The sequence below is a fragment of the Cryobacterium suzukii genome, from assembly GCF_004403185.1.
Classification (GTDB): Bacteria; Actinomycetota; Actinomycetes; order Actinomycetales; family Microbacteriaceae; genus Cryobacterium; species Cryobacterium suzukii.
In genome coordinates, this window is the sequence record NZ_SOHJ01000011.1 from 393,281 (window position 1) to 406,885 (window position 13,605).

The following is a 13,605-nucleotide window of genomic DNA, read 5'->3' on the forward strand; positions in this document are numbered from 1 at the left end:
TGCAGCATGAATGATTTAGTGAATGTTTGTTGTGTGGCACAAGCAGCCGCTAGGTTGTGCCTATGCACGATGGTCTAAAACGGGAGCCCGATGGAATCGCCATCACCGAGTTACTCGGCATTCTGAACGGCTCCGGGCTGCGAAGCGCTTCGGCGATGACCTCCCTGCGGCTGCCGTTGACGAGCCCGACCCTGTTCGATCGATGGATGCCGCCGACCGGGCCACGCAGCGGCATCCTGCTGGCCATCGGGGTGCATCCGGGCGAGCCCGAGTGCGTGGAGATTCTGCGTGAAGCGGCCGGGCTCGGGTTTGGCTCACTGGTCGTGAAGGCACTCGGGCACGACGTGCAGTCGCTCGCGGCCATGGCCGACGACCTCGGCGTTGCTCTGCTGGTCGCAGACGACGAGATTGAGTGGCGGCAGCTGGAAGCGCTCATCAACGCTGCCCTGAGCACGGCGTCCGAGGCTGGCGGCTCACCGTCGACTCTCGTGGTGGGCGATCTTTTCGCTCTCGCGAATGCGATTGCCGCGTCGATCGGTGGCGCGACCTCGATCGAGAATCTGCAACAGAATATTTTGGCGTATTCAACCCTGCCAGATCAGCCCATCGATGAGGACCGGCGCGAGGGCATCCTCGGTCGCCAGGTGCCCGACCTGCCCGAGAATGCCGAACAATATGCCGCCCTGTTTCGGGCTCCCGGTGCACTGCGCATTGCCGGTGTTCCACCGGCGCTCGATCGCCTCGCGGTCGCGGTACGCGCCGGCACGCAGGCCCTTGGATCGATCTGGGTAGTCGAGGCGTCCGGTGCGCTCGATGCGGATGCTGCCCGCGCCCTCGAGCGGGCCGCCGACATTGCCGCTCTGCACCTGTTGCGCGCACGAAGCGCGGCCGACCTCGCCAGGCAACAGCGCTCGGAACTGGTGCGCCGACTGCTGGAGGGCGGAGAGGATTCCCGTCTGGTGGTGCGCCAACTGGGCCTTGATCGCGCCGGGCCGTTCACCGTGCTCGCGATTTCGCCCCGAACAGAGGGGGACGAGCTGCGTCTGGACCGACTGGTGGACCTCGTGGCCATGGCCTGCCAGGCGCACCAACCGGGGGCCGAGTGCGTACTCATCGGCAACACGGTCTACGCCGTATTCAGCGGCGTGGGCAGCGAGACGATACGGGTCGAGGCGGCGGCCCTACGGTTGGCCAACCGGGCGGAGGCCAGTTTGCGGGTGCCGGTGCTCGCATCCGTCGGCACGCAGGTCGCCAGCGTCGGCGAGATCAATCGGTCACGCCGCGATGCCGACCTGGTATTGCTGATCATGGCGAACGATGCGGCGCAGGGGCCGGTAACCAGCGCGCGCGATGTGCGTAGCCGGCTCAGCCTGCTTGAACTCGGACAGATTCTTCGGGATACCCCGCGACTGTTTTCGCACCCGGCGCAGGCGGTGCTTGACCTTGATGCCCGTTCAGGCACCGCCTATGCCGCGACCCTGCGTACCTATCTCGATTGCGGGCGAGACTCGGCCAGAACGGCCGCCCTGCTGTCGGTGCACCAGAACACACTGCGCTACCGACTGCGGCGGGTGCACGAGCTGTTCGGCATCGACCTCGACAACGCTGACGACACCCTGACGCTGTGGCTGAGCCTGCGCGTGGTCGACTGACTGTACGGAGGTGGGTTGCCCCAATTCCGGTCGTTTGATCGTCTCCAGTCATCGAATATAAATACGCGCAAAATTCTAAGAGAACGTGAGAAACCCTCGATTTGAGCCTGGGGTTTTGGTACACTTATTCTATGAGCCAGAGCGGTGACACTCCCCAGCAGCAGGGTGTGAGTGATCGTTTTCTGGCGATGCTGCCCGATAGCGAGTTCGAGCGCTGGGCGTTCTCCGATGAAGACCGAGCCTGGATTAATGCCTTTCGGGAGGAATGCCGCGCGGCCGGGGAGGCTGAGGAAGCAGCTGCGCGGACTTCCCCGTTTACTGACGGCCCGACCATCCCCGCCGACCTCGACCTCACCGAAGTGTTCGGCGCGGTGCCGCCCGAGCATCTGTTCGACGAGGACCTCCGCGAAGAGTTTCTCTATGCCGACTACCTCGCGGCCAATTTCCTCCCGGCTGACGCGGCTGCGGCTGACGCGGCTGCGGCTGACGCGGCTGCTGGCTTGAGTCCGTTCCAGCGTCGGCAGGCGCTGTTCGTTGACCGCGTGATCTTCCTCGAGAAGATCATTGCCTGGGCCCAGGCGAGTAAAGCCGAGATCCTCACCGAGGCGTGGGATTACACCACCAACACGGCCGAAACCGGCCGGCCGCAGGCCGGGCCGCAGCACGAGCACGACTGGGACGCCACCTTCGCTGCCCAGCAGGGGCTGATCGCAGAAATCGGCTGTGCGCTGCGCATCCCCGCCGGCACCGCCTCCGGCCTCCTCCACGAGAGCCGCGTGCTCGTCGAATCCCGTCCGCGCACCCTCGATGCGCTCCGCACCGGGGCCATTTCCTTGCGCCATGTCCGGCGGGTGCTTGACCAGCTCGACTCCGTACCCCAGCCCGCCCGTGCGGAGCTGGAGGCGGTGCTGCTGCCGCACGCTCGCAAGCTCACCGCGGCGCAGTTCGACGGCAAGGCCCGCAAACTGCGCGAACGCTTCCACCCCGACAGCATCACCGTCCGCCGCACCAAGTGCCTCGCTGACCGCAGGGTGATGTTCTTCCCCGATCAGGACGGCATGGCCACGCTCTGGCTGCGCGCCGCGTCGGACGACCTGTTGGCCGTCTATAACCGCGTCACCGAGACCGCCCTCAGCCTGCAGGGCCCCGATGAACCCCGCACTCTCAGTCAATTACGAGCGGATGTCGCCATCGACCTCCTCGCCAGTGGCGTCACCAGCACCGGCCTCGGCGCCGGAATCAGCGCGACCGTGAACGTCACCGTGCCGGTGCTGACCCTGATGGGAAAAAGCGATGAACCCGGCGAACTGGAAGGGTACGGGCCGATCGACCCGGAGACCGCCCGCCGCCTGGCCGGCACCGCGACCAGTTTCCTGCGCATCCTCACCCACCCACACACCGGCATCGTCCTCGACGTCAGCGCCACCCCGTTCCGGGTGCCGGCGGCGCTGAAGAAATACCTGCAACTCCGTGATGGAACCTGCCGGTTCCCGGGCTGCAACCGCTCCGCCCGACATTCCGACCTCGACCACACCCGCGACAAACAATTCGGCGGGCCCACCGCCGCGACCAACCTGCACTTTCTCTGCCCCGCGAACCACAATCTGAAGCACTACAGCGACTGGAACGTTATCGCCGATCCCGACGGCACCCTCAACTGGACCAGCCCCGCCGGCAAGCACTACGCCACCGACCCCGCCACCCGCATCAGCCCCCACCTACAACAAACCGAAACGCCGCCAGAACCACCACCCGGGCAGGCATTTCCCGCATCGACGCCGTCCGCTGAACCAATCAGCGACCCGTGGACCACCCCCTGGACCATCATCGGGAACGGCGACGACCCCGCCCCGCAACCGTTCTAACTCGCTACTCTTTGAGGACTCGCGCTGCGGCACCCGGCGCACAATGGTGGAGTGATTCGTAAGCGAGTAATCGCCCGAGGCGAGGTGCAGGGCGTCGGATTTCGGTACCACGCCCGAGCCCAGGCCCAGCAGCTTGGGCTCGGCGGTTATGCTCGCAACCGGCCGGACGGGTCGGTGGAACTCGAAATCGAGGGGCGGGAGGCATCCGTCTTGGGTATGCTGCACTGGCTGCGAACCGGGCCGCGCTACGCCGTCGTGACCGCGCTCGAGGTGAGCGACATTGCCGCGACCGGCGAAAGTGACTTTCAGATCACCGACTGAGGTCAGGGGCCGCCCGGCGCTGGCGTAGCGTTGCATCATGACCGCGCGCGACAGCCCCTCCTGGGGACGGGAATGAAGACGCGCACAGCGTTCGCTGTGGCGCGTCTCGGCCTGGCGGCGGTCGGATTATTCGCCCTGATCGGGTATTTCTATTACACCCTCGGGGTGGCGTCGTTTGCGATGGCGAATTTCTTCAGCTACTTCACCGTACAGAGCGCCATCGCCTCCGTCGCGGTGATCCTGACGGCAGCCATCGTGGCGCTGCGGCGGCCGATCGACCCGGCCTGGCTCGACATGTTGCGTGCCATGGTGACGACCTACATTCTGGTGTCCGGCGTGGTCTACGGCATCATCGTCTGGCAATCCTCGAGCGCCAACTACTCGATCGAGGTGCCATGGTCGAGCCAGCTGCTGCACTTCGTAATTCCGGCCTGCGCCCTGATTGACTGGATGATAGACCCGTTCAAGGCACGCCTGCCGTGGAAATACCTGGGCTGGGCCATCGTTTTTCCGGTGCTCTGGCTGGTCTTCACGCTCATCCGCGGACCGATCGTCGGCTGGTACCCGTACTTTTTTCTCGACGCCCGGCAGGTCAGCGGCCCCGGAGAGACGGTGTCCTATTGCCTGATCATCGTTGCAATAATTACCGGCATCGCGGCGCTGCTCACCTGGATCACCCGGCTGAAGCGGATGCCCAGGCACCTGCTGCCGCCCTGGGGCTCCGCGCTCTGAACCCTAGCCGGCGTCGGGAACCGCGAGGAACGGCTCGAGCGAGGCCAGTGCCGCGGATAGGAATTCGTCGTCATCGAGCTCGGACAGCCGGGTCGCGTTTTCGGCAGCGATCATGCCCATGAGAATGGGTTCTCCGGTGAGCGGCATCATATTGACCCAGACCGGAAAATCGGCGTCTTCGCCGACGATGGTCCAGAGCCTTGCCGCGGTGTCCCAGAACGGCTCGTCGAACCGCAACCAGACCTTATCGACCACCCCCATGCCGAGGGCGGCAATGGCCCCGCGATGCGAGAACGGCAGCGCCGGCGAAAATTCCATCGCCGCATTCTTGAGCACACCGAGTGGCACCGTGACGATGACGCGATCCGCCGAGAGCGACTCTCCGGTGCCGAGGCGCAGACTCACACCCCGGTCGTCGTGGGCCACACGGTTGACGACGCTCGAGAGCAACAGTTCGAGACCTTCCGCGTCCGCGGTGAGCAGGGTCGAAAAGCCGCCAACCACGATCTGATCATCGTCGGCGCTCGCGATGTCGGTGGCGTACCAGGCTGACTGCTGGCTCGGAGTCGCCCCGGTTTCGACCTTGAGCTTGGTGGCGATTTCATACTCGAGCCAATCGGCATCCGAGAGGCCTTCGGCGTTCGGGGTCTTCGACAGGCTTGCTTCGCCCGAATCAACCAGGGCGCGTTCGATCGAAACGTCTTGCTGCTGATCGGCCGCCCAATCGAGCGCTCCGGCGATAGCCTGGGCTCCCAGCGGCGATACCTCGACGACCGCACCGGCCCGGGTGCGTACCTCCGGGATACGCACGAACGGCAGTAGGGCGACCCCGAGCGCGGTCAGCTCGTCGTCCAAAAAGTTGTCGGAGGTGCGATGCACGAATGAGGGACCTCGTTCGATCGGAAATGGCCAGTCGCCACTGACGGTGTCGATACGACCGCCGATGCGGTCGCGCGCCTCGATCACGACGACACTGAACCCCGCATCGACGAGCTGGCGAGCGGCCGAGATACCGGCGATGCCAGCGCCGACAACGGTGATGCGTTCGCCGGAAGCCGCGACATCCTGCACCTGGCTGGCCGCGAGTAGGCCCGACGTGCGGGCACCCTGCACGGTTCCCGGTTCGTCGGCTGCGGTCGCTTCACCGGCAAAAAACACCCGGGCGTCGACGGCCTGACCGAGGGCAGCGCGATGCTCCGGAGTGGCACCGACGGCGGCATAGCTGAAGGATCCGCGGGACAAGGGGTCGGCCAGCCAGTTAGTGCGGGACACCGCCAGTGGCTGAGGAACCAGTGAAGGAGTGAGGGTGGATGGTAGAACGGATGGCGTCGGCACCGGCGGCGGCGTCACGCACGCTGCGAGCGCCAAGACGGAAAAACCCGACGCCGTGCCGAGCAGAAAAGTGCGCCGCTTCACGATTGGCCCCGCCCAGAACGGTCATTCAGTCGGGCGCCAGTCATGAGACCAAACTACCGCAGACCGTGTTGTGGGTTGACATTTTCTTCCCAAGGTAGCTGGTTAGTTCATCGATAGAGGTGGAAGACGGCATTCTCTACAACAGGCGCCGTGCCACCCCGAAGAACTAGGAGTCAGGCCGGGCGACGTTCCTCAGCCACGGAATTTCCGCCGTCGACGACGATCACCTGCCCGGTCACGTAGGCGGCTCCGGGCGAGGCGAGAAAGGCGATGACGGATGCGACCTCTCCTGGCGTACCGCTGCGACCAGCCGGTACGAGCGCACCTTCCAGGGCCTCGCTCGTGAGCTGGGAGCCCGTCGCGATCCAGCCGGGGGCGACGGCGTTAGAGGTGATGCCGGCTCCAGCCTCGTCGACGGCCAGTGCCCGGGTCAGCCCGACCAGGCCGGCCTTGGCCGCAGCGTATGCGACATCACCTCGGCTCGCCATGATCGTTCCGCTCACGCTCGACACTGTCACGATGCGGCCCCAGCCGGCCGCGCGCATGAAGCCGATCACGGCGCGCGTGGCGTGAAAGGCCGTGGACAGGTTGATGGCAAGACCCCGATCCCATTCGGCGGGGCTGGTGAGAATGTCGCCGTGACCCATCTCGGCGTCGCCAACGGCGACCATGCCCGCGTTGTTCACGAGGATCGTCGGCTCGTACCCGCCCGCGGCGAGGGCCGACTCCAGCCCCGCGGCGCCCGCGGCCGAGTCGAGGGTGCAGACGATTCCGACGGCGTCGAGGCCGTCGGCGGCGAGTTCCCTCGCGCGGTCGAATACCCGCGCCGTCGTTCCGGTGAGAATCACCCGGGCGCCGAGTTCACCGAGCATCCGTGCTGCTGCCAAGCCGATGCCGGTGGCGCTGCCCGCCCCGGTGACGAGCGCGGTGCGCCCGCCGAGGTGGAAGGCGGCCGGCAGCGGGCGTGCAGAAGTCATGCCGTCAGGTTAGCGCCCACGCCAGTGACTAGACCGGATCGGGCAACGACAGGAAGCCGTCGACGAACAGCTCGCGCACCTTCGGCAGGAGTTCGGCGGCGAGCGCCTCCTCGTCGGCCTCGAGCAGTTGGGCGAGAGCGCCGATGATGGCGCCGACGGCGAGGTCGCCGTCGCAGGCGCCGACCAGCCCGGCCAGGGCCGTATCGAGCGGCACCGAACGGCCGAATCCGCTGCCCTGATGCAGGGTCATGAGCGTCGGATCCTGCTGACCGGGCCAGTAGTGGCGTTCCTCGGTGACGTCGGAGGCCAGGGTGAGCTGTGTGCGCAACAGGCGCGCGTCATCCGCTTGAGCCTGCCAGTCGTGGGCGGCGAGGCACTCAGCGAGGTGCGCGCCGAGGCCGGCCGGGTTGTGGCCGAGGGCATCCGGCATGCGTTCGAGGCGACGCAAGACGGGGGCAGCGAGACCCGCGTGCGGCAGCCGCAGCAGCAGGTAACCGAAGCCGACCCGGCGCACGCCGCGTGCGTCAAAGTCATTCAGCCAGGCGTCGTAGAGCCGGTCGAAGTCGGGGCCGGGCCGGGTGCCGCCGTCGCGAATCCAGGTTTCGGCGTATTCGCCCGGTGATTGCACCTCGCGTTCGATGATCCACGCGTCGAGCAGAGACTCTCCAGGCCCCGGCGTGAGCCAGCGCTCGAGGCGCTCGAAGGCATCCGTTTCGCCGTGGTACTCCCAGTTGCCGAGCAGCTGCGCAACGCCGCCGGGCGTGAGATGGTCGGCTGCCCCGCGCACGACGGCCTCGACCAGGGCGTCGCCGACCATTCCGCCGTCGCGATACTCGTAGCTCGGCACGCCCTCGGCCCGAGGCGTGATCACGAACGGCGGGTTCGAGATGATGTGATCGAACCGCTCCCCCGCCACCGGCTCGAACAGGCTGCCGAGCCGAAACTCGATATTGTCGATCTCGTTGAGTTTCGCGTTCAGCGCCGCGAGTTCGAGCGCCCGCACCGAGATATCGGTAGCGACGACGTACTCGGCGTGTCGCGAGGCGTGCATGGCCTGAATTCCGCAGCCGGTGCCGATATCGAGCACGCGCTCCACCTCGCGCGGCATCATGAGTCCGCTCAAGGTTAGAGAAGCTCCGCCGATGCCGAGAACATGGGTTTCGCCGAGCGCATGCCCTAGCGCCAGCTCCCCGAGATCGCTCACAATCCACCAGCTATCGGCGCCGTGGGCGTCGATGAAGCTATACGGGCGCAGGTCGACGAGCGGACGCACTCCCGAGTTATCGTCGGCGCCCACAAGACCGAGTTCGAGTGCGCCGCCCGCCCCGAGCGACGGCAGCGCGGCGTCAAGGTCAGCGCGCGAAACCGGATCTCCGAGCAGGAACAGCCGGGCCAGGGTCGCGGAGGGCTCGTTTCGGCCGAGTTTGACAGCGAGGTCGGCGAGTGCCCGCCGGGCCGGAACCCGCTGATTGCGGTGCAGCGCGGCATCCGCTTCGATCCCCCACAGTCCGGTCAGGCCGGGAACCGAGAAGTGGGCGGCAGCGAGGTCGGTGCGCAGACGAGGGATGAGGGTTGCAGAAGTCACCCGTCTATTCAACTCGATGCGCGGCCGGTACCCGCACCAGTCACAGCCATCGCATGGTGAACGCCCTGGCGACGATCGCGTTGGCCGGCGGTAGCGTGAGTGAGCGCACGACGGCGTTGCGGGCGCCGAGCCGCACCCCGTGGGCGGGGCGGCCCATACTCATATTGAATCCGGCCTGCAGAGCAGCGCGACGCCCTGCACTGCGACGGGTGCGGTCGTACTGTGCCAGAACGGATGCCGCCGCCCCCGGCTCGAGCAACGCCCGCTGCAGCGCCGGCCCGAGTGCAACGGCGTCGAGCCAGCCGAGATTCATGCCCTGCCCGCCGATCGGACTGATCTCGTGCGCCGCGTCGCCAACCAGCACGATGCGGCCCGCAGCGTGCAGGGGCTTCGAATGCATGCGCCGCGCCAGCCTCTGCTGCACGGCGAACGCGCTGGCGGCCCCGAGTGGTTCGAGTACGCTCACCCCCGTTCGATGACGGATGAGCGCGGCCAGGTCGGCGCTGTCGGCATCCGTTGCGAGAAAATCGGTCATCGCCACCCAACGGCGACGACCACCGGGCAGCGGAAACGACTCGACCACGCCGCCACGCTCGAAATAGAGCACCGCGCCGGTATCGCCCAGACCAGGGTCGACGAAGTCGCCCATGAGGTAGGTTTCGCTGCGTCCAAGCTGCCGCCAGGCGATGCCCGCCGCCTCGCGCACCCGGCTCCGCGCTCCGTCTGCCCCGATCACGTAGCGGGCCTCGATCGGGCCGGAGTCGGTCGACACCACGACGGCGTCACCGCGGTCGCGCACCCCGGTCATCGTCACGCCGCTGCGATACCGTCCGGGCCGGAGCGCCTCGAATCGCGCGCGCAATAGGGCCTCCGTCTCGTACTGCGGCAGGGCGACCACGAACGGATATTTCGGTGCTGCCCGCTCAAACGACAGTTGCCCGAGCCTACGGCCGTCAGAGCGCACCTCCCCCTCGCGAATGCGCACGGCTCGCTCGAGGAGGGCGTCGGCGACGCCGATTGCGGCGAGGGCCCGCAGCGACGGCGGGTGAATGCCAATCGCCCGCGAGCGGAGCGACGGCTCTCCACGCTGCTCGAGCACCTCAACGTCAAGCCCGCGGACGGCGAGCACGCAGGCGAGCATCGTACCAACCGGCCCCCCGCCGACGATGACAACGTCACGCATCCGGCGTAGGAGCTGCCGGCTGCCTCGGAGCTTCCCAGCGCAGCTCCAATCGAGAGGGGAGGCCGCGCGACACGGTCCACTTGGCCGGCACAACCGCCCGCAATTCTTCGGCGGTATAGCTGCGTCGAATCGAGGTCAGCCCATCGGGGCGTATATAGGAGTGCCGAAAGAACGGCGAGGTCGCCGCCGCGAACCCGAGATAGGCGAAGTTCGATCGCTCGAGGTCGGCGTGCAGCACCCGGCGGCGGGCGAGCGCCTCCGAATCCACGAGCAACCCTTTTAGCTCGTCGACGCTCAAATGGTGCAGCACGTGATTCGAGACCACGAAGTCGAAGCGCTCGCCGTCCGCTACGAGGTCAGAGCTGAGCGCCCGCTGAAATGACAGCCCGGCGATTTTTGGCTGGCTGGTCGCGAACACGTGCGCGCGGGCATCCGGATCGATGCCGGTCACCGTGAGCCGCAGACCGTCTCGCACGGCCCAGCGAGCCAGCGACCGCGAGACGTCGCCACCCCCGGAACCGACGTCGAGCAGCGTCATCTCGGTCGTCGTCGATAGAGCGGGGCGGATGTTGCGGCGATAGATCCCCCACCATCCAGACACGACCGCGTTGACCACGCGAAAATCCTGATACGTGCGAGTGAGCATGGCCGGGTCGCACAGTGGAGAATCCATGAGTTCCACGGCCCTGTGCGCCCGCACGCGGAGCGACGGAAGCGCCATTCAGCCCTCGATCACAGTCATCAGGGCGGATTCCACGGTGAGGCCGGGGCCGAACGCCATGGCGCAGACCCGTTCGCCATCGGCCGTGGCCGCGCCGTCGAGAATGGACTTCATCACGAACAGAATGGTCGCGCTGCTCATATTGCCGTTGGTGCGCAGAGTTTCCCGCGATGGATTCAGCTGGTCAGCGCGCAGTTCGAGCTTCGCTTCGGTTTTGTCGAGAATGCTCCGGCCGCCCGGGTGGATCGCCCAGTGCTCGATCACCGAGCTGAGCGAGGCCGGGGGCGCGAGGGTGAGAACCCGGGCGGCCACAGTGCCATCGTCAGCTGATTCGCTCGTCTCCTCGGAGAGCCCAGCGGCGAGCTGCGCAGTGATCGACGCATCGCGGGCGAACAGCGGGGCGAGGGCGCCCTCGATGTGCTCGTCGATGATGTGCGGCACATAGGTGCTTAAAACCATCTCGAAGCCCTCGTCGCCGATCTTCCACGCCATGTCGCCCTCGCCGACCGGGGTGATCACCGTTTCGAACAGGTCGAGGCCGAGGGCCTTTTCGCCGGGCAGCGGGGCTCTGGCGCTGACGATGCCGGCGGCGGCACCGTCAGAAAACAAGGAGGAGGCAACGATGGTGTCCGGGTCGCTCGAGGAGCGCAGGTGCAGCGAGCAGAGTTCCGCGCTGACCACGAGCACGACGGCGTTCGGGTCGGCCTCGACGAACTGCTTCGCGGTGCGGAGGGCCGGCATCGCCGCGTAGCAGCCCATGAATCCCAGGTGGTAGCGCTGGGTACTGGCTTTTAGCCCGAGCTCCCGCACCAGCATGTAGTCGGGGCCGGGCGCGTAAAACCCGGTGCAGGAGACGGTAACGACGTGGGTCACATCTTCGGGCCGGATATCGGGGCAGGCCGCGAGCGCCCGGCGGCCAGCCTCAACGAAGAGTTTGGTGGCCTCGGTGATATACAGTTCGTTGCGCACTTTGGTGCCCGGCACCAGCAGAAGCTGCTGCCGCGCATCGAAGAACTGCGGTTCGGTCGCGTCGTTGTCGATGGTGAGTTCGGCGATAACGGTATGTCGGGTCTCGATACCCGACACGTTGAAACTCGTGCTGACCAGTCGTTGAGCGAGTCGGCTCAGCCCAGGCTGGGCGGCGAAGATGTCGCGCACCTGTTCCTGGATCAGAATCGTCGGGGGAACTACGGTCTGGAGCGCTCTCAGCGTGACGGCCATGAGTCAGTGTCGCACGTGGCTTCGATTGAGTACACCCCTGCTGCGCCGAATCTAGGGCAGGCGGGCGAACAGTCGGGTTCCGCTGAGCGCGAGCAGCAGACCGGCGGTCACGATGGCCGCAACTCCGCCCAGGTACGCGATGATCGTTCCGAGCGTGCCGACGCGCTCGAACAGGCTGCTATCCAGCACGAGAGTTGCGATGAGGGCCATGGCAGAGAGCGCCCCACAGCCGATCGACATCCACCGAACAACGCGAATCGTCGACTGGCGCAGCCCGGTGAAGGCCCGGCGCTGGGCTGTCGCTGCCGGGGTCGCAGTATCCGCTCGCGTCACGATGCCCGGGCGCGGCCAGGCCAGCACCGCCCCGGCTAGACACCCCCACACGGCGACCCAGAGCAGGGCTGCGATGACGTCGCTCGGCCGATGCCACTGGTTGGCGAGCGTCGCCACACCGGCCAGCACGGCGAAAGCTGTGCCCCAGCCGGCGACCATCGGGCGCAGTCGCGGGCTCGCGACCAGAAATACCACGAGAGCGGATGCCGCCGCCACCGTCGTATGCCCCGACGGGAATGAGTTTCCGGCATACCCTTCAACCGCGAGATCGGGTCGTGCCAGAATGCCGTATTTCAGCAGTTGGGCCGAGGCCGTGGCCGCCGCGGCCGCGACAAGCGCAACGATGAGGGTGCGCCAGTTGCGGCGCACGCGCGCGATGACCGCGGTCAGGACTACCCCGAATACCACGGCGATATCCGGCACGGAGTCGAGCACTCGGCCGGTGAACGGCGTGATGCTGTGGCGGCCAAAGTCGGCGCCGTCATAGGCGAGCTGGTCGGCTTCCTGGCCGGCGTGGCTGCGCACAAAGAAAAGATAGAGACCGAGGAAGGCGAGCGTGGCCAACGACGCCCCGACGAGGTACACCAGCGGTCCCTGCCTGAGGGAGCTTCGAGGAGACCGATTGCGCACGGTCAAGCATGCCACGTGTTTCTGGGAGGCGGTGTCTGCGGGTGCCGCTTATCAGGTGGCGAGCACGACCTTACCGCGCAGGTGTCCTGCCATGAGGTAGCGGTAGGCGTCCTGCACCTGCTCGAGCGGGAAGACCCGGTCGATGGGCAGCACGATCTCCCCGGCCGCAATCAGCCCGGCCAGCGCGTCGAGATCGTCGATGTTCGCAGCTTGACCGCCCACCTCGGTGATTCCGGTACCCGCACGATGGCCGCGCGCGGCGATCGTGTTGATGCGCGTGCCGGGAACGCCGAGTTCGAGGGCCGCGTCGATCGTGGCGGCGCCGTTGTAGTCGAGGGCAGCCGTCACCGTGGGGCCGGCGGCCAGCACCCGGTCGACCAGGCCGTCGCCGTAGGCCACGGGAATGACGCCGAGCCCGCGCAGAAATTCGTGATTGACCGGGCTCGCGGTGCCCACAACTCTCGCCCCGGTGCGTACGGCAAGCTGGCAGGCGAGGATGCCGACACCACCGGCGGCAGCACCGATCAGCACGGTGTCATCGATGGTCAGGCCAAGGGACGCAACGCTAGCCCAGGCGGCCCGTCCCGCAATGTCAAGACCCCCCGCCTGTTCAAAGGTGAGGGCGTCCGGCTTCTTGAGGATGCGCGTCGCGTCAACGACGACGAAGTCTGCCTGGGCATGCATCCGCTTGCCGCCGAACACGGCGTCACCGATGTGAAAACCCGAGACACCATCGCCCAACTCGTCGATGACGCCGGAGAAATCGTTGCCGTTGCCGCAGGGCGGAACCGCCTCGTACCGCAGTGCGGCCGGGCCGCCGTGAAAGATCTTGTAGTCGACTGGATTCAGGCCGGCAAAGTGCACGCGCACCCGCACCTCTCCACGCCCGGCCTGCGGCTGAGCATCGTGCACGATGCTCAGCACCTCGGGTCCACCAAATTCATCAATTTGTACGTAGCGCGCCATGCC

The 13,605-nt window shown here is 66.8% G+C and carries 13 protein-coding genes; 5 read left to right on the top strand and 8 right to left on the bottom strand.

Going from position 1 to position 13,605, the window contains the following annotated elements; all coding sequences use genetic code 11:
- The first annotated feature begins 62 nt into the window (after window positions 1-62).
- From E3T39_RS11545 to E3T39_RS11560, 4 genes are all read left to right on the top strand, one after another.
- Window positions 63-1,652 carry a PucR family transcriptional regulator gene (locus E3T39_RS11545; protein ID WP_134515408.1) on the top strand — a complete coding sequence of 530 codons (1,590 nt, stop codon included), beginning with the start codon at window positions 63-65 and terminating at the stop codon, window positions 1,650-1,652.
- A gap of 131 nt (window positions 1,653-1,783) precedes the next feature.
- Window positions 1,784-3,517, top strand: a complete 1,734-nt coding sequence (locus E3T39_RS11550; RefSeq protein ID WP_134515410.1) for an HNH endonuclease signature motif containing protein — start codon at window positions 1,784-1,786, stop codon at window positions 3,515-3,517.
- 51 nt (window positions 3,518-3,568) lie between these two features.
- Entirely contained in the window at window positions 3,569-3,838 is a 270-nt protein-coding gene (locus E3T39_RS11555) for an acylphosphatase (RefSeq protein ID WP_134515412.1), read from the top strand.
- A 72-nt stretch (window positions 3,839-3,910) separates the two neighbouring features.
- A complete protein-coding gene (locus E3T39_RS11560; RefSeq protein WP_134515414.1) occupies window positions 3,911-4,570 on the top strand; it encodes a Pr6Pr family membrane protein in 660 nt (219 codons plus the stop codon).
- A gap of 3 nt (window positions 4,571-4,573) precedes the next feature.
- Here E3T39_RS11560 and E3T39_RS11565 read toward each other — a convergent pair whose 3' ends face one another.
- The gene (locus E3T39_RS11565; protein ID WP_338145279.1) at window positions 4,574-5,920 is read right to left on the bottom strand and encodes a flavin monoamine oxidase family protein; all 1,347 of its coding nucleotides are present in this window, start codon (window positions 5,918-5,920) and stop codon (window positions 4,574-4,576) included.
- On the opposite strand from E3T39_RS11565, the gene E3T39_RS16170 reads away from it, so the two are divergent.
- Window positions 5,877-6,032, top strand: coding sequence for a hypothetical protein (locus E3T39_RS16170; RefSeq protein WP_166784111.1), 156 nt, complete (start codon window positions 5,877-5,879; stop codon window positions 6,030-6,032). The two genes, E3T39_RS11565 and E3T39_RS16170, sit on opposite strands and share 44 nt — an antisense overlap.
- A 127-nt stretch (window positions 6,033-6,159) precedes the next feature.
- Here E3T39_RS16170 and E3T39_RS11570 read toward each other — a convergent pair whose 3' ends face one another.
- The 7 genes from E3T39_RS11570 to E3T39_RS11600 form a co-directional block, all read right to left on the bottom strand.
- Window positions 6,160-6,963 carry an SDR family oxidoreductase gene (locus E3T39_RS11570; RefSeq protein WP_134515418.1) on the bottom strand — a complete coding sequence of 268 codons (804 nt, stop codon included), beginning with the start codon at window positions 6,961-6,963 and terminating at the stop codon, window positions 6,160-6,162.
- A 28-nt stretch (window positions 6,964-6,991) separates the two neighbouring features.
- Window positions 6,992-8,548, bottom strand: coding sequence for a DUF7059 domain-containing protein (locus tag E3T39_RS11575; RefSeq protein WP_134515420.1), 1,557 nt, complete (start codon window positions 8,546-8,548; stop codon window positions 6,992-6,994).
- Between the two features lie 40 nt (window positions 8,549-8,588).
- The gene (locus E3T39_RS11580) at window positions 8,589-9,731 is read right to left on the bottom strand and encodes an FAD-dependent oxidoreductase (protein ID WP_134515422.1); all 1,143 of its coding nucleotides are present in this window, start codon (window positions 9,729-9,731) and stop codon (window positions 8,589-8,591) included.
- Window positions 9,724-10,452 carry a class I SAM-dependent methyltransferase gene (locus E3T39_RS11585; protein ID WP_134515424.1) on the bottom strand — a complete coding sequence of 243 codons (729 nt, stop codon included), beginning with the start codon at window positions 10,450-10,452 and terminating at the stop codon, window positions 9,724-9,726. Before E3T39_RS11585 ends, E3T39_RS11580 begins: the two co-directional genes overlap by 8 nt.
- Window positions 10,453-11,673 carry a type III polyketide synthase gene (locus E3T39_RS11590; protein ID WP_134515426.1) on the bottom strand — a complete coding sequence of 407 codons (1,221 nt, stop codon included), beginning with the start codon at window positions 11,671-11,673 and terminating at the stop codon, window positions 10,453-10,455.
- A gap of 51 nt (window positions 11,674-11,724) precedes the next feature.
- The gene (locus E3T39_RS11595) at window positions 11,725-12,591 is read right to left on the bottom strand and encodes a phosphatase PAP2 family protein (protein WP_166784112.1); all 867 of its coding nucleotides are present in this window, start codon (window positions 12,589-12,591) and stop codon (window positions 11,725-11,727) included.
- Between the two features lie 96 nt (window positions 12,592-12,687).
- Window positions 12,688-13,602, bottom strand: coding sequence for an NADP-dependent oxidoreductase (locus E3T39_RS11600; protein ID WP_134515430.1), 915 nt, complete (start codon window positions 13,600-13,602; stop codon window positions 12,688-12,690).
- Between the last annotated feature and the right edge of the window lie 3 nt (window positions 13,603-13,605).